Source organism: Patescibacteria group bacterium, assembly GCA_004297215.1.
Lineage (GTDB): Bacteria > Patescibacteriota > Patescibacteriia > UBA9934 > GWF2-40-263 > 2-01-FULL-63-20.
Genome location: SCUM01000001.1, coordinates 23239 through 45118 on the forward strand (window position 1 = coordinate 23239; position 21880 = coordinate 45118).

23 protein-coding genes are annotated in these 21880 nt (G+C 64.7%); 19 read left to right on the forward strand and 4 right to left on the reverse strand.

Translation table 11 applies throughout. The annotated features are described in order from the left end of the window. The first annotated feature begins 64 nt into the window (after positions 1-64). Together EPO34_00115 and EPO34_00120 are read left to right on the forward strand one after the other, a co-directional pair. Complete coding sequence (locus EPO34_00115) at positions 65-1276, forward strand: glycosyltransferase (protein TAK03556.1); 1212 nt, start codon at positions 65-67, stop codon at positions 1274-1276. A 238-nt stretch (positions 1277-1514) separates the two neighbouring features. After that, positions 1515-2195, forward strand: a complete 681-nt coding sequence (locus EPO34_00120) for a hypothetical protein (GenBank protein TAK03557.1) — start codon at positions 1515-1517, stop codon at positions 2193-2195. An 85-nt stretch (positions 2196-2280) separates the two neighbouring features. Here EPO34_00120 and truD read toward each other — a convergent pair whose 3' ends face one another. Then, on the reverse strand, positions 2281-3702 hold the full coding sequence (gene truD / locus EPO34_00125) for a tRNA pseudouridine(13) synthase TruD (GenBank protein TAK03558.1): 1422 nt from the start codon (positions 3700-3702) through the stop codon (positions 2281-2283). A 56-nt stretch (positions 3703-3758) separates the two neighbouring features. Then, entirely contained in the window at positions 3759-5963 is a 2205-nt protein-coding gene (locus tag EPO34_00130) for a hypothetical protein (GenBank protein TAK03559.1), read from the reverse strand. A gap of 21 nt (positions 5964-5984) precedes the next feature. Between EPO34_00130 and EPO34_00135 the strand changes: the two genes are divergently transcribed. The 8 genes from EPO34_00135 (at position 5985) to EPO34_00170 (ending at position 13529) form a co-directional block, all read left to right on the forward strand. Further along, a complete protein-coding gene (locus EPO34_00135; GenBank protein ID TAK03560.1) occupies positions 5985-6569 on the forward strand; it encodes a CDP-alcohol phosphatidyltransferase family protein in 585 nt (194 codons plus the stop codon). Next, positions 6559-8241, forward strand: a complete 1683-nt coding sequence (locus tag EPO34_00140; protein TAK03561.1) for a hypothetical protein — start codon at positions 6559-6561, stop codon at positions 8239-8241. The genes EPO34_00135 and EPO34_00140 overlap by 11 nt, the downstream gene beginning before the upstream one ends. Then, positions 8238-9683: a hypothetical protein gene (locus EPO34_00145; GenBank protein ID TAK03562.1), complete on the forward strand. Its 1446-nt coding sequence runs from the start codon at positions 8238-8240 to the stop codon at positions 9681-9683. The genes EPO34_00140 and EPO34_00145 overlap by 4 nt, the downstream gene beginning before the upstream one ends. Beyond that, the gene (locus tag EPO34_00150; protein TAK03563.1) at positions 9680-10039 is read left to right on the forward strand and encodes a hypothetical protein; all 360 of its coding nucleotides are present in this window, start codon (positions 9680-9682) and stop codon (positions 10037-10039) included. The genes EPO34_00145 and EPO34_00150 overlap by 4 nt, the downstream gene beginning before the upstream one ends. Before the next feature lie 34 nt (positions 10040-10073). Next, entirely contained in the window at positions 10074-10517 is a 444-nt protein-coding gene (locus EPO34_00155) for an HIT family protein (GenBank protein TAK03564.1), read from the forward strand. A 46-nt stretch (positions 10518-10563) separates the two neighbouring features. Next, complete coding sequence (gene rfbB / locus EPO34_00160) at positions 10564-11532, forward strand: dTDP-glucose 4,6-dehydratase (GenBank protein ID TAK03565.1); 969 nt, start codon at positions 10564-10566, stop codon at positions 11530-11532. A 68-nt stretch (positions 11533-11600) separates the two neighbouring features. Continuing rightward, positions 11601-12434, forward strand: coding sequence for an NAD-dependent epimerase/dehydratase family protein (locus tag EPO34_00165; GenBank protein TAK03566.1), 834 nt, complete (start codon positions 11601-11603; stop codon positions 12432-12434). A 12-nt stretch (positions 12435-12446) separates the two neighbouring features. Further along, on the forward strand, positions 12447-13529 hold the full coding sequence (locus EPO34_00170; protein ID TAK03567.1) for a glucose-1-phosphate thymidylyltransferase: 1083 nt from the start codon (positions 12447-12449) through the stop codon (positions 13527-13529). Positions 13530-13673: 144 nt separating this feature from the next. On the opposite strand, the gene EPO34_00175 is transcribed toward EPO34_00170, so the two are convergent. Further along, on the reverse strand, positions 13674-14786 hold the full coding sequence (locus EPO34_00175; GenBank protein ID TAK03568.1) for a PEGA domain-containing protein: 1113 nt from the start codon (positions 14784-14786) through the stop codon (positions 13674-13676). A gap of 42 nt (positions 14787-14828) precedes the next feature. On the opposite strand from EPO34_00175, the gene EPO34_00180 reads away from it, so the two are divergent. The 5 genes from EPO34_00180 to hflX all read left to right on the forward strand — a co-directional run bounded on the left by EPO34_00180 (position 14829) and on the right by hflX (position 18467). Beyond that, positions 14829-16055: a S41 family peptidase gene (locus tag EPO34_00180; protein TAK03569.1), complete on the forward strand. Its 1227-nt coding sequence runs from the start codon at positions 14829-14831 to the stop codon at positions 16053-16055. Continuing rightward, positions 15943-16518, forward strand: a complete 576-nt coding sequence (locus EPO34_00185) for an NUDIX domain-containing protein (protein TAK03570.1) — start codon at positions 15943-15945, stop codon at positions 16516-16518. The genes EPO34_00180 and EPO34_00185 overlap by 113 nt, the downstream gene beginning before the upstream one ends. Positions 16519-16576: 58 nt before the next feature. Continuing rightward, entirely contained in the window at positions 16577-16858 is a 282-nt protein-coding gene (locus tag EPO34_00190; GenBank protein ID TAK03571.1) for an HU family DNA-binding protein, read from the forward strand. A 48-nt stretch (positions 16859-16906) separates the two neighbouring features. Then, positions 16907-17305, forward strand: a complete 399-nt coding sequence (locus EPO34_00195; protein ID TAK03572.1) for a hypothetical protein — start codon at positions 16907-16909, stop codon at positions 17303-17305. 61 nt (positions 17306-17366) lie between these two features. Beyond that, a complete protein-coding gene (gene hflX, locus EPO34_00200; GenBank protein ID TAK03573.1) occupies positions 17367-18467 on the forward strand; it encodes a GTPase HflX in 1101 nt (366 codons plus the stop codon). A 39-nt stretch (positions 18468-18506) separates the two neighbouring features. On the opposite strand, the gene rpmB is transcribed toward hflX, so the two are convergent. After that, the gene (gene rpmB, locus EPO34_00205) at positions 18507-18740 is read right to left on the reverse strand and encodes a 50S ribosomal protein L28 (protein TAK03574.1); all 234 of its coding nucleotides are present in this window, start codon (positions 18738-18740) and stop codon (positions 18507-18509) included. Between the two features lie 192 nt (positions 18741-18932). Here rpmB and EPO34_00210 point away from each other — a divergent pair, with 192 nt between their 5' ends. The 4 genes from EPO34_00210 (at position 18933) to EPO34_00225 (ending at position 21879) form a co-directional block, all read left to right on the forward strand. Then, a complete protein-coding gene (locus tag EPO34_00210) occupies positions 18933-19304 on the forward strand; it encodes a hypothetical protein (GenBank protein ID TAK03575.1) in 372 nt (123 codons plus the stop codon). A gap of 87 nt (positions 19305-19391) precedes the next feature. Then, on the forward strand, positions 19392-19691 hold the full coding sequence (locus EPO34_00215; protein ID TAK03576.1) for a hypothetical protein: 300 nt from the start codon (positions 19392-19394) through the stop codon (positions 19689-19691). Between the two features lie 197 nt (positions 19692-19888). Further along, positions 19889-20527: a TIGR00730 family Rossman fold protein gene (locus EPO34_00220; GenBank protein TAK04302.1), complete on the forward strand. Its 639-nt coding sequence runs from the start codon at positions 19889-19891 to the stop codon at positions 20525-20527. Positions 20528-20529: 2 nt separating this feature from the next. Continuing rightward, positions 20530-21879, forward strand: coding sequence for a hypothetical protein (locus tag EPO34_00225; GenBank protein TAK03577.1), 1350 nt, complete (start codon positions 20530-20532; stop codon positions 21877-21879). Position 21880: the final 1 nt, after the last annotated feature.

Sequence of the window (21880 nt, forward strand, 5' to 3'; positions counted from 1 at the left end):
AAGGCTTCAGGGGACAAGGCCCCAGCAGCTGAGGCCTTCACGCCTAAGGCCTTCACGCCTTCATATGCGCCTCCTCATCATCTCCAACCTCTATCCTCCCATCCAGCGCGGCGGGGCCGAGCAGGTGGCTTCGCGCATCACGAGCGAGCTGTTCGTGCGCGGCCACGAGGTGAGCGTGCTTTCCACGATGCCGTACGCGGGGATGGGTTCGCTGCGGTCGCGGGTGACGGAAACCGACCTTGAGCCCATCGAGCGCTTCTACCCGCTCAACTTCTACCACACGCTCAACGACCACCGGTACCCGGCGCCCGTGCGCGCGGCCTGGCACATGGTGGACCTGTGGAGCCCGATCCCAAGGCGCGTCACCCTCGACGTGATCCATCGTCGCGCCCCGGAAGCGGTGCTCACGCACAACCTCAAGGGGATCGGGCTTCAGGTCGCCGCCGCGATCCGCGCCTCCGGCATCCCGCACGTGCACACCCTCCACGACGTGCAGCTTTCGATTCCCAGCGGCCTGCTCATCGCCGGGGAAGAGCGCGGGCCGTTCAACTCCACCCCGCTGCGCCTCATGTACGAGGCGGCCACGGGCCGGGCCGTGGGCTCGCCGCACGTCGTCATCTCTCCCTCCCGTTTTCTCGCGGACTTCTACCGCGAGCGCGGGTTCTTCCCCAAGAGCCGCATCGAGGTGATGCCCAATCCGGCGCCGGACATGGGCACGCGCCCGCAGACCACGCGCCAGGAAGGGCCGCTGCGCCTCCTCTACGTGGGCCAGCTCGAGCCGCACAAGGGGATCCGGTTCCTGCTCGAGTCGCTCGAAGGGCTCGACATTCCGTTCCACCTGCACGTGGCCGGCGAAGGGTCGCTCGCGGCGTTCGTGTCGGATCGGGCCAAGCATGACAAGCGGATCACCTACCACGGGTTCGTGTCGCAGGAACCGCTCATGAAGCTGCTCGCGCTGTGCGACGCGACCCTCGTGCCGAGCCTCTGCTACGAGAATTCGCCCACCGTGATTTACGAATCGCTCGCGGTGGGGACCCCGGTGGTAGCCAGCCGCATCGGCGGGGTGGGGGAGCTCATCCGCGACGGGGAAAACGGGTTCTTGTACGAACCCGGCCAGGCCACGGGCCTACGCGAAGCCCTCACGCGCATGGCCGCCAAGGTCGGGGATTTCCGTGCCCGGGAGGGGGAGATCCGAAAGGGGATGGATGACTACGCGTTGCCCAAGTACGTGGATCGGTTGGAAAAGCTGATTGGGGAGGTGAAGGATGTAGGATGAAGGATGTAGGATGAATGAGGACTCATGAAAGAAACGTCCGGAAACGGGCGCTTTTTATATCCTACATACTTCATTCTTCATCCTACATTCCGCTCACCTTAGCCAAATATTCATTCCCTCCCTCTTGACAAAACCCCCAAAATATGGTATTTTCTGTCCACGCTAAAGCACCGTCGGTGCCTAACGCGTACAACCAGTAGCCTCCTCGTGGGGTTATTTTCTAGAAAGAGAGGTTCGCTTGAACGCTCAAAACCAACAGATTGCGACCAAGGCCGAGACCAAGCCCGGCCGCGTCCGGGTCGACGTCCTGGTGAAGATCAACGTCACCAAGGACGAGATCGCCCGGCTCCTCGCGGCATCGTCCGACAAGCAGACGGGCCTCTACTGCGACGAGAAGGGCCGCCGCGACCTCATCCTCCTCAACGACCGTCACGCCGAGGAGGCGAAGGCGGTCGGGCTCGAGCCGACGCGCTACGAGCAGGACCTCATCGAGGGCGGCCGTGACGGGAAGGGGGCGGTGAAGAGGGCGGACAGCGGCGTGAAGGTTTTCGGACAGGATGGCCTGTCCCTCGCCCGCATCGACGCGTACGTCGCCGACCTCAAGGCGGCGGGCGCCAAGCTGGTGGAGGCGCACATCCAGCGCAAGAAGATCAACAACCCCCAGCAGCGGGGCGTGCTGATCCTCGGCTACATCAGCGGCAACGCCATCCCCGGAAAGGAGCTCACCGCCGAGCTGCTCGGGGCGGTCGACGCGATGATGAAGCGCACCTACGGCGCGATCCACGTGTGGAAGAACCCGCCGGGGTCCGCCCACACGGTCAACTGCACCGACGTGGTGGGACGCGACTCGCGCGACGATCGCCGCGCGAAGAACGCGCTGCGCTTCATCGGCGGCGAGTTCACGAACGAGCGCGCCTAGCGCAATCGCGGCGTCCCGATCACACGGGATGCCGCCACGACATCAAGCCCCGCTTGAGCAACACTTGCTCGCGGGGTGTTGTTTTTTATTCACCAGCGTCCGCTTCCGTCTTCGCCGCCTGGCGGATGAATTCCCCGAGCCGCGCCTTTGCCTCCTCCACCGATCCGGTGCCGAGGAGCTTTTTCGTATCCACTTCCGTCGTGGTCACCCACTCCGGCGTCCCTTGTGCCACGTCGAACAGGAACATGAGCACCGTCGTCGCATACGCCCCTTTCGGCAGGTCGAACGAGATGGCCACGCCCTCGGGGACGCAACGGAAGCCGTGCATCGTCGGTTTGATGCGGGAGGGGATGGACGGGTTGGCGCCGATGTTCACGAACTTGTCGAACCCTGATTGCCGGAGATGCGATTGGAACTGGCCGGTGCCATGCGCGTCGGTGAGCGTCTTGTAGAACGCTCGGTCGGCTTCGCGCTGCGAGAGGAGCAGGGGAATGGTGTCGGGCAGGGTATCACCCGAGATCTCGGCTTCCGAAAGGATGAGGTTCGTGAGGAAGCTCGCATAGGCGCGCACCCACATGTCGGTTTGCTGCGAGACGGCGGCAAGAGCCTTCGTGTACATGTCCGCGCTGCCGCGCTCAAGCTCGGCCAGCATCTGGGTCTCGTGCCGCAAGGCGTATGGGAGGTCGGTGACGAGCGCGCGAACCGCTTTCCAATCGCCCCATGCCTCCGCGATCCGCTTGCGGCGCTGTGCGAAATACGGGATCTCGAATGCGCTCGGCGCCGCGAACACCGCCTTCACCGCTTGCTCGTACTCGCCGCGCATGACGTGCATGCCATACATGTGCGACAGGTAGCGCGGCGTGCCGAACCGCTGCGCGCCATAGTAGTTTGGGACGCCGTTCGCCTTCACCGCTTCCACCAGTTCCGTCATGCGCGCCTCATCGGGCGCTCCGTCCGTACGAATGAACAGGGTGAACCGGTTGCCTTTCAATCCGCCGATCGCCACGGCGCCTTTGCCTTCGCCGACTCGGGTCAGGACCAAGTTCGGGATCGAAAGCGCCTTCACCGCGTCGACCGTGGTTTGTCGGAAGCTGATGGTCTGCGCCGTGAGCGCGACGGCATCCTTGATGCCGGCGTACCCGATGTGCTTGCGGTCGAGCTTGAGCGCGGTGGCAAGGCGTCCGGCAGCGTCGATCGTCGAGATCCCGACCTTTACCAAGTCGGCATAGACCGTCCCAACGCCATCCATGAGCGGCTTGCACGCGCCGGAAAGGTCCGCAGTGGACAGCATGCCGTCGGAGCGCATTTCCTCCACGATGAAATCGAGCGGGGACGATTTCACGCATCCTTTAGGCATGCCCGTCGGCGTAGAAAGGATTCCCACGCGCTTGTTCACCTCATCGTTCGCGAGATCGGGACGGACGAACAGTTCGGGAACGCGTTCGCGTTCTTTCGTGAGAAAGGCCTGTTCGCGTTCCCAGAGGGAGTGGTCGGAGGAGGAGGGCATAGAGGGGGGGGGTGGTATTTGGGAGTCGGGAGATGGTATGCGCTGACGGCTAACGGCTATTGGCTGATGGCTTCTGGTGTTGGGGCATCGTATCGGAACACGGTCACGGTGCCATCATCCACCGAGAACCAGTCGTCAGCGGTGGCCTTGGCCTGTTCCACGATGCGGTCGCTCTGCCACCAGTAGCGGTTGACGGCGAAGAAGACGGACGTGGGGAGTTCACGCATGCATCCGGATACGCATATGTCATTCACGATATCGAAGGCGCTCAATGCCGTCTCCTTGGTCGGCGTATCGTTCATTGCAAGAAATGCCTGATACAGATCGCTGCCCGTCGGGATCGGATAATAAAACTGGTTGCCGTAGTAGTGCGTGAACCCGAGGCTCCTGATGGCGGCCGCGGATACGGATTGGTTGGCGAGCACGAGATACGGCCGCCCGTTCGCGCGGCGTTCGATCTCGTACACGGCGTTCACGTCGCCCTGGCTCACGTTGATGCCATGGCCCACCACGAACGCGTCGTGGCGCGGGTAGGTGACGTAGAGCGCGGCGGTCATGAGCGCGGCCGTGAGCAAGACGGTAAACGCGCGCACGAGGACGGGGGAGACCCGCACGCGGCCGAGGATGATGCCGGCGCCCGCGAGCGCGCACGGGGTGAGGAAGAACGCGATGAGCGGGACGAGGCGTGCGGCGTAATTCTGGCGTTCGTAGTCGATGAGGAAAGAGAAATCGACGGCCGTGGAAAGCAGGAGATAATTCACGCCGAGCACGCCGGCCATCACGAGATACGGCTTGGGCGTCGTGTCGCGTCGGAGCTTCCAGGCGCCCAGCAGCGCGACCAGGAGCAGGACGAGGAACCCGTTGTGCGCCCACAGTTCGGCGAAGTCGAGCAGGGGGCGGAACCCGTTTTGGAAGAAGAGGCCGAGGTGGAGAGAGGAGAGGAGGAGTGATGGAGTGATGGAGGAGAGGTCGAAGCCGCTGCCGGTGCCCGACCGGATCGCGTTCACGACGAATGCGGCTGGGAGCACGATGCTGCCCGCGAGCGCGATGAGCCAGAATGCGACGCGTCCGACCGTCTTGTGGGACGTGAAGGAAAGGGAATGCGCAAGGCCGAGTGCCAAGAACACGAGCGCGGGGAGGCCGGCGATGGGGTGGATGGCTGCCGTTGCCACTGCGCCGACGGTGAGCGCGGCCATGCGAGGGCGCCTGTCCGCCGAAGCCTCAGCGAAGGCGGGCTCGAGTCCCATCAAGGTGGGGACGGCGAAAAGGGCGAACAGCAAGGTCCAAAGGTTCGCGAGTCCCTGTGGCGTCGTCGTGATGAACGAGGAAAGCGGAAGGAGGAAGACGAGCGTGAGCGCGGCCGTCGCTCGCGGCCGATCGCGAAGCAGGTGCGCGGCCGCCCCGTACGCGGCCGGGATGAGCAGCAGCGAGGCGAGCGCGGGAAGCAGCCAGAAATCTACCAGGTCGATTGGCAAGGAGAACCCGTGCACGAGGAACAGCTCGAGCGCGTATTGCCCGACGTAGTACAGCGGCTTAGGGCTGATGCTCCCTTGCTCGACCACGTGCGAGACCGTCGCGCGGTGGATGAACGGATCGAAGCCGGAGCCGATCGGGAACACGAGAACGGACGCGGACAGGAACACGAACAGCGCGGCACAGGCGAGCGGGATCGCGAGCGCGCGGGAGCGGCCGCTCACAAGCAAGGCGGCGAGCAGCGCGAAGGCGACGAAGGCGCATAGGAACGCGCTCGGGGAGACGACGAGCCAGAGAGAACGGATGGGATCCGTGGTGGCCGCGTCCGCGAACGAGCGGAAGAGCAGGGCGAGGAAGAACAGGCTGATGCCGGTCGCGCCGAGCGCGGCATGGACCGCATGATGCGACTTCGCCTCCTTGAGCGCATGGGACCAGCGTTCCAGGAGTCCGGGGCGATGCGCGCCGCGCCCGAGCAACAGGCTGACGGGCACGGACAGGAGGAGGACCACGTACGCGACGCCCGGCGGATACTGCCAGGCGTAGTAGGTCGCCGCGCCCGCGATCATCACGCCGGAGAGGAGCAGCCAGATGCCGACCGGGAGCCGGAGCGACGCATGCTCGACCGGCGCCGCGCGGCGGCCAAGCTGTGACCCGCACAGGAGCAGCCACGCCCCGAGCAAGGCGCCACCGAGGACCGGGGAATGGAGCGCGAACGCGTTCCACGCCCAGGCGGCTAGGAAAAGCGCGGCGAAAATGGTAGGGTGGATACGGAAAAAACCGCCAAGCATAGCGGCGTCATTGTATCAAACATGTTCGAGAGGCGCGACCCGCATCAGCTGTACCTGCACGACCATCTGCTCGGGGCCACCGTGGTGCGCCTCGTGCCGCGATTCGTGACCCCGAACATGATCACCGTGTTCCGGTTCGCGGCAACGCCATTCGTGCTCTGGCTCCTGCTTACGCAGCGCTTCGGCCTCGGGCTCGTCGCGTTCGTCCTCGTCGCGTTCACCGACGCGCTCGACGGGAGCGTGGCGCGCATCCGCCGGAAGGTCACGGCTTGGGGGACCTTCTATGATCCGGTCGCGGACAAGCTGCTCATCGGTTCGGTCGTCCTGCTCGTGGTGCTCCCGCGGCTTCCGTTCGAACTCGCCCTCGCGATCGTCGGGTTCGAGATCGCGATCACCGTCGGGGCCGCCGTCGGCCGGCGCAAGGGCCGCCTCATTTCCGCCAACGGGTTCGGGAAGACGAAGATGTTCCTGCAGGTGGTCGGCGTCTCGCTCGCGCTCTTGTCGCTCGCGGCCCCGACGATCCCGGAAGCGCTCACGATCGCCGTCGGCATCCTGTGGATGTCCGTCGCGTTCGCGTTCGTGAGCCTGGTCACCTATGGCCTTTGAGCCAAGAGGCGCCCTTCGCGCGGGCACGCTCGCGCTCGCGGCCTCCCTCTCGCTGCTCTTCGGCGCCGCGTTGCTCCCTCGTGACGGGGTATACGTCTCGCCCGACGAGATGAGCAACGCCTTTTTCGCGCACCGGTTCGCCGCCACCGGGACGCTCACCGCGTTCGAGCCCCTCAACGCGGGCCTCGATGACGCGATGCATCCGCGCAGCGTCGTCGCGATGGACGGACAGCTCGCCCCCGGCGGATTCCTCGGTCTCCCGGCGCTGTATGGCGGGATCATGGGCGTGCTCGGGACGTGGGCGCTTCCGCTTATCACCCCGATCCTCGCGTTCCTGGCCGTGTTCGCCTGGAGCGCGGTGGTTTCCCGGGCGTTCGGCCGGCGCATCGGGTTCGTCTCCGCGCTCGTCCTCGCCCTGCATCCGGCCTGGCTGTACTACACGGCCCGTTCGCTCATGCCCAACGTGCCGTTCGTCGCGTTCCTCATCCTCTCGGCGTTCGCCGCGTCGGCGCGTCCGCTTGCGCGCCGGTTTCCGGCCCTGAATGGAGGCGCCGCCGACCTGCTCGTCGCGGGGTCGCTCGCCGGCCTTGCCCTCGCCATCCGTCCGTCGGAACTGCTGTGGCTCGTTCCCTCCGCGTTCGCGGCGTGGTTCGTCGCCGGACGCGTGATGCCGCAAGGGCGATCGGCCATCGCGTTCTTCGCCGGCGTGGCGTGCGTGGCCGCCCCGATGCTCGCGCTCAACGCCCTCACGTACGGGAGTCCGCTCTCGACCGGGTATCCGGCCTCGTCGGTCATCGCCGCGTCCGCCGCCCCGTCCGCCGCGCCGAGGGCCTGGGAACGCGTCCAGGAAGTCCTCCGTCCGTTCTTCCCGTTCGGCATCCACCCGCGCAACGCGCTTCGCGCCGTCTTAGGACACGGCCTCCTGCTGTTCTGGTGGCTGGTGCCGCTGTCGATCGGCGGAGCGTGGCTGTCGCGCGCCTCGCGCGGGGCGACGGCGCGGGAGCGCCCGGCCCGCCGCGCGTATCACGCCTTCTTCCTCGTGAGCGCCGCGTATCTCGCGGTGCTGTACGGGAGCTGGGTGATCCATGACAACCCGGATCCCGACGCGGTCTCGATCGCCAACAGCTACGTGCGCTACTGGCTGCCGGCCTTCGCGCTGTCCACGCCGTACGTCGCAGCGGCCTCGCTCTGGCTCGTGGACCGCGCCGTCACGCCGCAGGGCCGCCGTCTCGTCGCCGGCGCGTTGGCGGCCGCAGGCGCGGCCTTAGCGCTCGTCGCGACCGCGTTCGCGCCGGGCGACGGGCTTCTTGACGCCAGGACGACCCTCGCGCGCGACGCGGCGACGAAGGCGGCGCTCCTGTCGCTCGTCGAGCCCGACGCCGTGGTGATCGTGGACCGCGCCGACAAGCTGCTGTTCCCGGAGCGCCGCGTGCGCGTCCCCCTGCGCGACGAAGGCACCTACGCCCTCATGCCCAGGCTCGTCTTGCGCGCGCCGCTGTATTATTTCGGCATCACGTTGCCGCAGACGGACCTCGAGTACCTGAACGGGGAGAAATTGGAGGGGACGGGACTCCGGTTCGTCCCGGCGGAGCCGTTCGGGGAGGAGACGCTGTATAGGATTGAACCCGCCTCCGCTGAGGCTACGGCGGGCGGGGGGGGAGAAGGGGTATGAAGGTCGGATATCGGGTGCTGTCATGGACGTTTCAGCTCGTGATCGTCGCGATCCCGGTCGCGGCGTTCGGTTGGCTGCTTGCGCAGGAACTCGTGCCGTCGGGGACGTTCGTCGTGAACCATGCGGTCGGCGAACGGTCGCCGTTCATCGACCGTTTGCTGCCGGACGCGCGGGTGCCGGACGGGCGCACGATCGTGGACGAGCCCGTGACGTTTTTCGCGCACCCGCATCGCGCGTTCGACGTCATCGACGTGGACGTGCGGTTCAGGAACCAGGGCGCGGGAATCGTGGAACTCGGCGCCCTCGCCGCGGACGGCCGTTCCTACGACCTGCGTCCGCTCGAGAACTCGCTCATCGACGGTTCGCCCTGGCATCGGCTGGACGCGGACGATCTCGTGCTCCTGCAACGGACGCCCCGATACGCCTCGATCGCCGATTTCCTCGTGAACCTGCCACCGCGGCATGAGATCGCGACGTCCCATTTCACCCTCCCGACCCCGTATCGGATCCCGGGCTACCGCGCCTCCGACCAGACGCGCGTGATCGACGCCACGCTGCGCGGGTTCCACGCGTTCAAGACGTACGTCGCGGACGAGACGCTCGCCTTCTCCTTCGCGTTCATGGACATGAACCGCGACGAGGGCGCCGACCCGGTGTCGGTCGTCGTCACGGATGAGGGCGGGAAGCAGGTCGCGACCACGTCGATCGGCGACGACGGGGACGTTTCCGCGCTCGCGCGGCCGTCCTCCATGCGCTCTCTCGACCTGTCCGTGCCCGGACTGCCCGAAGGCGCGTACAAGGTGGAACTTCGCGCCGGCCGCGACGTCTTCTTCCGCCGCATCACGACGACGCAACAGAAACTGGTGTTCCTGAACGACGTGTTCTTGGGCGACGAAGTGGCGTACAAGGAACCGGCGCGCCCGGTACGGTTCTGGACCGAGGCCAAGCATCTTTCCTTCTCGACGACCCACGCCGAAGCGGTGCAGGACCTTCAAATCGGCTCCGCGACGGTGGCGATTCCGGCTCCATATGCGAAGGTCGATGCCTCCGTGTCGGAAGACGGCGTGGTGCGCGTCACCGCCCCCGTTGGCGACGTGCTGGTGGAAGGGGACGGGCATGTGGCCTTCTCGCCGGAGTCGTTCTTCAACCCCGATCCGGTGCGGCTTGATTGGAACACGGATATCGACCGGCTCGGCGTGAACTTCGTCATCGCCGCGTATGAGAGTCCGCGTCGCGAGGGGGAGTGGACCGTGGCGCATGCGAGCTTTGATGCGCGCGCATTGGCCTTCGAACAAGGGGCTTGGAAGTTCGTGTTCTCCGTGCCGGGCGTGAAGGCGCTCGGCGCCTCGGTGGAAGTGGACCGCATCGACATGGCGTGGCGCCGGCGTGCCTTCCATTGGGAAGATCTGGCGTATGTGATACAACGGAAACTCGGATTATGAACGACCTCCGAGAACTTGAAACGCAGGTGGCCGCGACGGGACTGCGCGCGAGCGTCGCGGCATGCCTCGTCTTTTGGACCGCCGAGCTGGTCCGCCCAGGGTTCGTCTCACGGTTCCTATCCGTGCACCTGTTTCTGCTTTCGGCCTTCGCGTTTGGCGCCTGGTACGCCTCGCGCGTGGAGCGGTACCGCGATTGGCCGCTCGTCCAGTACGCGGTCGCGGCGCTGCTCGTCCCCGCGTGCGCCTACGCGGCCTGGACGCTCGGACAAGGGCTCGGCGACCTGCGCCTCCTCGCCGCCGCCTTCGCCGCCCTCGTCCCGCTCCTCATCCTCCCCCTGGCCCGATCTTCTTCCTAATGCCTTGTCCGCCTGAGGCCTTCTCCGCCTTCTTATGACCGACCCTTCAATAAACTCAGGGTTTAACAACTGCGTCTTCTGCAAGATCGTCACGGGCGACATCCCGTCGCACAAGGTGTACGAGGACGCCGACACGCTGGCGTTCCTTGACATCCATCCGGTGAACGCCGGGCACACGCTCGTGATCCCAAAGGCGCATTTCGAGAATTTCGCGCAGACGCCGAAGGAGACGGCCGCGACGCTCCTCCACCTGTCCCAGCGCCTCGCCCCCGGCATCCTCAAGGCGGTCGGGGCCGACGCGTTCAACCTGTCCACCAACAACGGCCGCGCGGCCGGACAGCTGGTGTTCCACACCCATTTCCACCTCATCCCGCGTTTCCCGGCGGACGGGCACAAGATGTGGCAAGGTTCCGACGAGCACCAGGATTTCGCCGCGATGGCATTGAAAATTAAGGAGTGCGTAGGACGTAGTGCGTAGGGTTTTTGCCTACGTACTACTAACTACCAACTACGCACTATCCACTATGAAACTCCTCGTCACGGGCGGCGCGGGATTCATCGGCTCCGCGTTCGTGCGCTACACGATCCGCGAACATGCGGACGACCGGGTCGTGACCCTCGACGCATTGACGTACGCGGGGAATCTCGAGAACCTTGCGGACGTGAAGGACAACCCGCGCCACGAGTTCGTCCATGGGGACGTCTGCGACCGGCGTCTCGTGCGGGAGATCGTAAAGGCGAGCGACGCGGTCGTCCACTTCGCGGCCGAAAGCCACGTGGACCGGTCCATCGCCGGCGCCAGCGATTTCGTACGTACGAACGTCCTCGGGACGCTGTCGATCCTCGACGCGGTGAAGGAACACGGCAAGCGCCTGCATCACATTTCCACCGACGAGGTGTTTGGCGCGCTCAAGCCCGATGACAGGCCGTTTAACGAGCATTCGTGCTACGCCCCGCGCAACCCGTATAGCGCGAGCAAGGCCGCGGCCGACCATCTCGTGCGCTCGTACGTCATCACGCACGGCGTGAAGGCGACGATCTCGAATTGCTCGAACAATTACGGCCCGTATCATTTTCCCGAAAAGATGATCCCGCTGTTCATCACGAACCTGCTCTCCGGGAAGAAGGTGCCGGTGTACGGCGACGGCCAGCAGGTGCGCGATTGGATTTACGTGGAAGACCACGTGCGCGGCGTGGACCTGGCGCTGCGTGAGGGGAAGGTCGGAGAGACCTATCTGTTCGGCGGCGACGGGGAGATTTCGAACCTTGAACTGACGAAGAAGCTGATCGCCTTGTGCGGTCGTGACGAGAGCGCCATCGAGAACGTCGCCGACCGCCCGGGCCACGACCGCCGCTACGCCATCGATTACGGGAAGGCCAAGCGTGAGCTTGGCTGGGAGCCGAAGATCGGATTGGACGAAGGGTTGAAACGGACCGTCAAGTGGTTCAAGGCGAACCAAGACTGGGTGGCGAGGAGCAAACGAAGGGGGTAGTGGGTAGTACGTAGTGCGTAGATTATCGTCCTACGCACTACCACCTACCAACTACGCACTGAAGTCTTATGAGCATCCTCATCTTCGGCAAAGGGTTCGTGGGAAACCGCTGCGCGGCCGCGTGGAGCGACGCCGTGCTTTCGGACGCGCGCGTGACGGACAAGGAAAGCGCTTTGGCGGAAATTCGGCGCGTGAAGCCCGACGCGGTGCTGAACGCCGCCGGGGTGAAAGGGAAGCCCAACGTGGACTGGTGCGACAGCCATCGGATGGAAACGATCCTCGGCAACACGCTCGAGCCGATCGTGCTTGCGCAGGCGTGTCAGGAAGCCGGTGTCTACCTGCTGCATGTCGGTTCCGGCTGTATCTTTTACGGCGACAGCCCGCATTCGGACCGAGCCTGGCGCGAAGACGATTTTGGCAACCCGCGCCCGACGTACAGCCGCGCGAAGTGGGCGGCGGACCTCGTCCTTTCGACCTTGCCCAACGTCGCCATCGCAAGGATCCGCATGCCCATCGACCATGTCCCGAATCCGGGCAACCTGCTGCAAAAGCTGGCGGCGTACCCCAAGGTGATCGACGTGGAGAATTCCATCACCGTGGTGGACGACATGGTGTCCGTGTTCCGCCAGCTCATGGAACAGAAGGCGCCCGGCATCTTCCATGTGACCAATCCGGGAACCGTGAGGCACAAGGAGATTCTCGGACTGTACAAAGAGTTGGTCGATCCCGGCCATTCGTGCGAGTGGATTTCCGAAGCGGACCTGGTCGGTCAGGGGTTAGCGACGAAAGCGCGCTCGAACAATTTCCTCGCCTCTACGCGGCTCGCCGAGTTCGGCATCGCGATGCGGCCGGTCAAGGAGGCGTTACGGGATACGGTTGAAAAATTCGCTCGGGCGTCGTAGGGTTTGTCCGGTATGAAAGCGCTCATCGCGGCGGGAGGGCGGGCCACGCGGCTGCGGCCCATCACCTGGACAACGAATAAGCACCTGATCCCGCTTGCCAACAAGCCCATGTTGGCGCACGTGATCGAGAAAATCGTGGAGGCGGGGATCACGGACATCATCGTGAACGTGAACCCAGGGGAAGTCGAGTCCATGTCGGCCGTCCTCGGAGACGGTTCAGCGTTCGGCGCGAAGCTCACCTATCTCGAACAGGTCGGCGGCGCGAAAGGGGTCGCGCACGTCGTCGCGAACGCCGAGGCGCACCTGAAAGGGGAGCGATTCCTGTTTTTTCTCGGCGACAACATCATCCTCGGGAGCATCAAGAAGTTCGTGGAGCGGTTCGAGGCCGAGAAGCTCGACTGCATGCTCGCCTTCTCGCGCGTGAAGGACCCGGCTCGCTTCGGCGTGCCGGAGTTCGACGCGGCAGGGAATCTCGTGCGCGTCGTGGAGAAGCCGGAGCACCCGCCAAGCCCGTTCGCGGTGACCGGCATCTACCTGTACGACGAGCGGTTCTTCGACGCGTTCAAGACGATCCAGCCGTCCGCGCGCGGCGAGTACGAGATTTCCGACGTGAACTCCTGGTACGTGAAAAACGGGAAGGTCGGGTACGAGGAGATCACCGGTTGGTGGAAGGACACGGGGACGCCCGACGCGCTGCTCGAAGGCAACGCGCTCATCATGGACGACCTTGCACGCGATCAGTTCCGCGTCGATGCCGACATCCCCGACTCGTCGCAGGTTCAAGGATTAGTGAGCATCGGCAAGGGGACGGCGATCGGTGCGGACGTACTCATCCGCGGCCCGGTGGTGATCGGCAAGGATTGCGTGTTGGAGCATTGCTACGTCGGCCCGTATACGGCGATCGGCGACGGGTGCACGGTGAAGAACGCCGAGCTCGAGCACTCCGTGCTGTTCCCCGGTGCCCGGGTGGAAACCGGGCGGCGCATCGTGAACTCGCTGCTCGGCTTCAACGCGACCGTGTCGGATTCGCGCGAGACGCATCCCAAGAGCGGGCATCGGATGGTGGTGGGGGATGATAGTTTGGTGGAGTTGTAATGAAAAACTTGAAGAACCAAAACTTGAAGGGCCAAACGTCGTTCGAAAGGAAGAAGGTGGAAAGGATGAAATTTGAACTTCGTCCCTTTCGGTCTTCAACCTTTCACGTCCCCTTTGGTCCTTCAAGTTTTGGCCCTTCAAGTTTTATCGTTGCAACGGTCGCGCGTACAGCCCATGCACCCCATCCACTTCCCCGAACACGTACATCGTGCGCCATTTCGGATCCACCCACGGCGTGCCCAAGCCCGATCCTTCCATGAGCCTGGTCACGACATGGCCGCCGCGCGGATCGAGCTCGATGGCGCTCACCCCCGCGTCCTGCACGAACAGGGCGGTGGTCCCGGACGGATGCCACGCGAGCGTCCGGACGAGGGTCTCCTGTCGCGAGAGCTCCAGGTCCGTCCCGATTTCCGCGTCGAACACGTCGAGCCGAAACCCGTCGGTGTAGAGGAGGCGTTCGCCGTACCAGGCGAACGAGCGCATCACGGCGTCGAGCACGACGGGCATGTCCGGCTCGTGCAGGTCGATGAGGCGCGCCTGCCCCGTGACGCGCTCGCGCAGGAGCGCGAACCCGTCCGGCGCGTCCTCGAACCGCCATGCGCCTCCTTCTTCCCACCACTCTTGCCGCCCCGGGACGCGCGCGGCCGGGGCCGCGGCGCCGGTCTGCGTGTCGATGAGCGTCACGCCGGCCTTGCCCGACTCTCGGAGCGCGAGGTGCGATCCGTCCGGCGACAGGGAAAGCGAAAGGACCTGGTCGGATGCCGGGATGCGCGAGAGAAGGCGCCTGCTCGCGGTCTCCGGTTCCATCACCCAGGTCTCGAGCCAACCGCCTTCGCGGATGGTGTAGGCGAAGCGTCCGGCTTGCGGCGCCGCTTCGGCCACGGTCGGGGAGACGAACGTCGGGAGAGGCGCGGCATCGAGGTACAGAAGCGTGCCATGGGCGAAGGCGGTGCGACGGCTTTCCACCACGAGGCGCTTTTCCCAGGGGAGATAGCCGTCCTTGCGCAGCGTGAGCACGTGCTCGCCCGGGCTCACGTCATCCACGACCGACGGGGTGGAGGCCCCGACCGGCTGCCCGTCCACGGCGACATCGGCTCCTTTGGGGATGGTCGACACCGAGATGAGGCCCGTTTGGACCACGTCGCCCGTGTGCCAGTTGAGACGGTAGCCGGCCGTGAACAGCACCACGGACGGGGCCGAGACGAGGAACGCCAGCAGGAACGCCGCGTAGAGCAGTTTTCTCCGCCCGGGAGCCATACACGGGGCATCCTAGCCGATTTGGCGCGATTCGGGTATCTTATGTCCATTATGCGACCGCTTTCCCGTTCGGTTTCCCTCATCGGTTTGCTGCTCTTTGGCGTGTTCCTGTTCACCTCCGGGCTGTTCCTCGGCCGAGAGCAGGGGGCGCGCGCTGCGGTGCCCGAAGGCGAGGGCCGCGTGCTAAACCAGGGCGACGTGCCGTCTTCCTTGTCCGACGACGTGGATTTCCGCCAGTTCTGGGACGTGTGGAACCTGGTGAAGGAGTCGTACGTGCATCAGCCGGTCTCCGACAAGATGCTGTATTACGGCGCCATGCACGGGCTGGTTTCCGGCGTGGCCGACCCGTATACCACGTACTTCGATCCGGACGAAGCGCAGGATTTCACCTCGAACCTGGAAGGGAGCTTCCAGGGGATCGGCGCGGAAATCGGCATCAAGGACGAGGCGCTGGTCATCGTGGCGCCTCTTCCCGAGACGCCGGCCGAGAAGGCGGGGCTCAAGACCGGCGACCGCATCCTGCTCATCGACGGGGAGGATACTTACGGGATGGCGGTCGAGGAGGCCGTTTCCCGCATCCGGGGGCCCAAGGGGAGCACGGTCACGCTCACGATCGGCCGGGATGGGGCGACGGAGGCGTTCGAGGTGAAGATCGTGCGCGACAAGATCGTGGTGAAGAGCGTCCGTTCCGAGATCACGGACGGCATCGCGACCGTCGCGATCCACACCTTCAACGACGATACGGTGGGCCTGTTCAACGACGCCGTGAACGACGCCTTGTCAAAACAGGCGCATGGCCTCATCCTCGACCTGCGCGGCGACCCGGGCGGCCTCCTCAACGCGGCGATCGGCGTGGCCTCCGCCTGGGTGGGGTATGACACGGTGGTCATCGAGAAGGGGCAGGACGTGAGCCAGTCGTTCCACGGGGTGAGCGCGCCCCGCCTCGCCGACATGCCCACCGTGGTGCTCGTGAACGGCGGGAGCGCGAGCGCGTCCGAGATCGTGGCGGGCGCCTTGCAGGACTACGGGTTCGCCACCCTCGTGGGCACCCAGACGTTCGGCAAGGGGTCGGTCCAGGATTACCGCGACCTGCCGGACGGCAGCGCCGTGAAGATCACGGTGGCCGAGTGGTACACCCCGAACGGGCGCACCATCCATGAGACCGGCATCACCCCGGACCACCTCGTCGAATTCACGCAAGCCGACTCCGATGCCAAACGCGACCCACAAACGGCGAAAGCCCTCGAGATCCTCTCCGCGCAGCGCTAGGCGGCGCCCGGGAGAACGGTTCGAGCGCGAAGTGAGCGCGGGCGGCCTCGTGTTCAAACGCACGCCGCGCGGCGTGCGGTTCGCGCTCATGAAGGATTCCTACGGCAAATGGGCGTTCCCCAAAGGCCACGTGGAACCGGATGAGACCCGCGAACAGGCCGCGGCGCGCGAGACGCTCGAGGAGCTCGGGCTCGATGAGGTGCGACTGCTCGAATACCTGGGCGCCATCGACATCTGGTTCCGCGACCGGTTCGAAAAGAAAGGGACGCTGATCCACAAGGACATCCACTACTTCCTGTTCGAGACCGCGGAAGACGCCGAACTGCATCCCGATCCGGAACAGCATGCGTATGACGCGCGCTGGGTGGCCCCCGGGAAGCTCATCGAATCGTCAAGTTACAAGGACATGGAACCGGTCATCAAGCGGGCGCTCGGGTTCATCTCGGCCTTGCATCGCGGATGACGGATTTCCAGGGCTTTGCTATAGTGTTTTCGTTAGAACTAACTTATCCACAAGCGATATGGGGAAGATGACCAAGAGTCAGACGCTGACGGCCATGGCGGAGGCCACCGGCATGTCCAAGAAAGACGTCGGCACGTTCATGGAAAAGCTGGTCATGCTCGCCTACAAGGAGTGCAAGGGCAACGGGGAGTTCACGATCCCGGGCCTGGGCAAGCTCGTGAAGGCGCACAGCAAGGCGCGCATGGGCCGCAACCCGGCCACGGGCGAGGCGATCTCGATCCCGGCCAAGACCAAGGTGAAGTTCCGCGTGGCCAAGGCCGCGAAGGACTCCATCCTGTAAACCGAGGACAGGACCGCCTCCCCATTGACGGGGAGGCGGTTTTTTGGTATGGTGCGGCGTCCATTCAATTCAAGGAGGAGGTGCGGATTGGATCCCGACGACATCGATCTTCTTGCCCACGTCCGGAAGCAGCTCGAACGGCCCAACGAGGACATTCTCGAAGCCGTCCGCAGGCGAGGGGTGCCCAACCTGCCGGATCCCATGGCCGGGGAAGCCCGCGCGTCGTTCGAAACGGGCCTTACCCAATGCAAAAAGGCGATCCTCAAGCGGGTGGACGAGAAGGATTTCGTCCGTGCCCTCGCCTTGCTCACGGCCTACGCCGGGACGCTCGTGCGCGACTACGGCCCCGCCGCCGGGACGGAGCATACGCCTTCGGAGGTCGACGCGACCAGGCAATGGCTCGCCGCGCTCATGCTGGACATCAGCGTCCTGAAGAAGGGATCCTGATGCCCGGCGCCGATACGCTCGGCGCCTTTTTCTTTTTTCGGCAATCTGCCAAGATTCCCCCATGCGATCCGACACCCGCGTCCGCGCCATCCTCGTGGACCTCATCCATCCCCGGATGCTCCCCGAGCATGCGCTTGACCGCCTTTCGGAGCTCGAGGAGCTCACGCGCACCTACGGCGGCATCGTGGTGGTGAAGGCATACCAGCGCCGGTTCAACCCGCATCCGAGGACCTTCCTGGGGCCCGGCAAGGTGACGGACCTGGCGGAAGAGGGAAAGGCGCTCGGGGCCAAGCTCCTCGTGGTGAACGACCGGCTCAAGCCCCAGCAGGCGTACAACGTCGAGCAGATGCTCAAAGGGACGGGCATTGCCGTGTGGGACCGCCTTGACCTCATCCTCAAGATCTTCGCGCGTCACGCGCGCACCACCGAGGCCAAGCTCGAAATCGAGCTTGCGAGCGTCCGGCACATGGGGCCGCGCATCTTCGGGATGGGGATGGAACTTTCGCGCCAGGGCGGCGGCACGGGCACGCGCGGGGTGGGCGAGACCAACATCGAGCGCATGAAGCGCCACCTGCGCGAGAAGGAGCGGCGCATCAAGGAGAAGCTCGAGACGCATCACGGCGTGCGCAAGACGCACCAGCAGGGCCGCAAGCGCAGCGGGTTCAAGACGGTCGCGGTCGTCGGGTACACGAACGCGGGCAAGACCACGCTCCTCAATGCCCTTACGGGTCGCAAGGAATACGCGGCCGACGAGTTGTTCGCCACGCTCGATACGCGCGTGGGCAAGCTGTATCTCCCGCGCGCGGGCCGCGAGGCGCTCGTTTCCGACACGATCGGGTTCATCAAGCAACTGCCGCCCGAGCTCTTGAACGCGTTCGCCTCGACATTGTCAGAAGCGGTCGAAGCGGACCTGTTGCTCCATGTCGTGGACGGGTCCGACGCGCACGCCCCGGCGCACGTGAAGGTAGTGGATGAGATCCTCATCCGCCTCGGGGCTGCGGACATTCCCAGGCTCATGGTCATCAACAAGGCGGACGCGATGGGGTCCGCCGCGCCCGTGCCGCTCTCGCGCGCGCTCGACGGCCGACGAAAGGTGCTCGTGTCGGCGGAGACCGGCGGCGGCATCCCGGAGCTCGTCGCGAAGATCGACGGCATGCTCTGACAAAAACGAAAACGGGCCGTGAGGCCCGTTTCTTCGCGTTTAGCATTCCGCTTTCATCTGGCTCAAGTCGTAGACTTTGCCTTCTTTTCCCCACTTCTTGAGGGTGCGCAACCCGCGGTTGCTGATGAACACCTTCACCATGCGGCCCGTGGCCGGGTTGAGAAGGCTGCGCTTGGTGACCGAAGGGTACACCCAGCGCTTGGTGTGGCGGTTGCTGTGGCTCACGTTGAAGCCGCTGACGGGGGTTTTGCCGGTGACGATGCAGGCAGGCATAGGAGGTTGGTTTGTCGGGAGTGTAGGGGAAGGGAGGGAATTTGGCAAGGGAGGTGAGGGAAGGACCAAGGTCTGAAGAACCAAGGACCAAAGAAAACGTGAAAGGTCGAAGGAGAAAAGAGAAAGTTTCCTTTGGTCCTTTTAAAACCTTAAATCCTTGGTCCTTTTCGTTATGGTATTATTCCCCCCACTATGTCTGATACCTCTCGCCTCCAAGAGCTCCTGAACGAGATCCGCACCAAGAAACGTCGCGTCAAGGAGATCAAGGATGCCATCAAGGACGAGCTTTCCCAACATGAGCGCTACGCCACCGTGAAGGAGGAGATGGATACGCTCAAGGCCGAGAAAAAGGGGATCGAGAATGCTGTCCGGGAGAAAGCTCCCAAGGAGAGCGCCGAGCTCGAGGACCTCGTCACGGAAATCAAGGCCGACGAGGAGCTGCTCTCGGACCTCGCCATGAACATGATCATGAAGAACGAGTCGATAGAGCTCGTGGACGAGGAAAAGAACAAGTACGTCCCGCAGCTCATCGTGAAGTTCAAGAAGGACGGGTTCGCGGAGTAAACTTATCCACCCTTGACGGTTGTCGAAAGGACGGGTATCTTTCGCCAACCGTTTCGTTTTGAGACGGGATGAAGAAGGGGTCCAGCCTTGCACACCCACATCACGTTCCCGCCCAAGCCCTCCCGGAGCAAGAACGATCCGCTCGAGCCGCACGTCGTCGCGAGCCTGGTCAAGAAGAAGGGGGCGGTGGTCAGCAATGACGACCGCATCAACGCCTTGAGGGCGTTCGCCAAGCACCCGGTGCGCAACGTCGCGGAGCAGAGGGCGTATCGGATCATCATGAACGGCGGCGCCGAGCTCGACGACAAGACCCGTCGCGAGATCAGGAAGGACGCGGCCGCCACGGGCAACCACGGCATCGTCGACCTGATTGACAAGCACCTCTGAGATCCTCGCGCCACGACTTCGTCGTCGCGCCCACGGTCCGACCCGTCACGGGGTTCGGACCTCTTTTCTTTTCGTGTTACAATGCCGGGGTTATGCCCAGGAGGAAGAAGACACCCCCACCGGACGTGATGCGCGGCCGCATTTGCCGTGTCCCGTTGCCCGCCGACGAATCCGCCGTGCCGTCGTTGCGCACCCCGATGCCGATGCACGAGATCACCTGGCGCATCTTCCGCATCATGGCGGAGTTCGTGGAGGGGTTCCAGTTCATCTCCTCGTTCTCGCGCGAGGTCACCGTGTTCGGCTCCGCGCGGCTCCCCGAGACGGACCGATGGTACAAGGAGGCCCGCAAGCTCGGCGGGATGCTCGCGGAGTGCGGGTTCACGGTGATCACCGGCGGAGGCCCCGGCATCATGGAGGCGGCCAACCGCGGCGCGCACGAGCACAAGGGCGAGTCGGTGGGGCTCAACATCCAGCTCCCCAACGAGCAGCGCATCAACCCGTGGGTGAAGAAGGGGCGCGGGTTCCATTATTTCTTCACGCGCAAGGTGATGCTCGCGGCCTCCGCGCAGGCGTACGTGTTCTTCCCGGGCGGGTTCGGCACGCTCGACGAGATGTTCGAGATGATCACGCTGGTGCAGACGGGCAAGTCCGCAAGCCTGCCGGTCGTCCTTGTCGGCAGGAGATTCTGGCAACCGCTTCTTACGTGGATCAGCCAGTCCATCGTGGCCGAGGGGATGATCGACGCCGACGACCAAAAGCTTTACCGCCTGGTGGATACCGCCGAGGAGGCGTTCGACATCATCCAGGCGGAGTCGAAGGAGCGAAGCTTTTTCTAGGTATGGCGACGCATTCGCACGACGGCAAGCGGCCACGCGCCTGGGTGATCGACGTGGACATGGGGTACGGCCACAGCCGCGCCGCGTTCGCGCTGCGCGACCTTTCCGGCGGCTCCGTGATCACGGCCAACAACTATCGCGGGATCCCGGACCTCGACCGGCGGATGTGGAAGGCGAGCCGCCAGGCGTACGAGTTCGTGTCGCGATTGAAGCCCATCCCGTTCGTGGGCGACGCGGCGTTCAGCCTCATGGACAGGATGCAGCGGATCCCGAGCTTCTATCCCCGCCGCGACCTGTCGAAGCCCAGCCTCCAGGTGCGCCAGACCTACGCGCTGCTCAACCGCGGATTGTGCCGGCACCTCATCGAGACGCTCGGGAAGAAACCTCTGCCCCTCGTGTCCACCTTCCCGATCCCGGCGCTCGCCGCGGAACACTTCGATTACCCGGGGGAGATCTACTGCATCACCACGGACACCGACGTGAACCGCGCCTGGGTGCCGCTTGACCCCAAAGGGAGCCGCATCAGGTATTTCGCCGCATCCGGACGCGTGGCGGAGCGGCTCAAGCTCTACGGCGTGAGGGAGGACCACATCTATCTCACCGGGTTCCCGATGCCCAAGGAGCTCATCGGCGGCCCCAAGGCGACCCGGCTCAAGGAGCTCCTGGCCGCCCGGCTGTGCAACCTGGACCCCAAGGGGATCTTCCACGAGCGGTATAAGAAGGTGTTGCACGAGACCTTGGGGACCGGCTTGTGCCGGATGACCAAGGCGTCGCACCCGGTCACGATCACCTATTCGGTGGGCGGGGCCGGGGCGCAGCGCCACCTCGGGGTCGAGCTCATGAAGAGCCTGCGCACGCGCATCTCACGACATGAGTTGCGGCTGAACCTCGTGGCCGGCGTGCGCCACGACGTGGCCGCGTACTACGAGCGAGCCGCGATCTCGCTCGGATTGCGCGCGCAGCTGGGGAAATGGCTGGTCATTCCCACGTTCGAGTCCAGGATGGGGTACTTCGAGGGGTTCACGAAGCTGCTCGAGACCACCGACGTGCTGTGGACGAAGCCCAGCGAGCTCTCCTTCTATACCGGGCTCGGCATCGCGATCATCATGGCGCCGACCATAGGGAGCCAGGAGGATTTCAACCGGCTGTGGCTGCAATACGTGGGCGGAGGGGTGAGCCAGTTCGAGACCGCGCACGCCGACGAATGGCTGTCCGACTGGATCGATTCCGGCGGCGTGGCGCGCCTCGCCTGGAACGGGTACATCGAGGCGCCCACGCACGGCACCTACCGCATCGAGGACATCGTGCTCGGGCGTCCCAGCGAGCTGCATAAGCTGCCCCTCATCGTCTAGT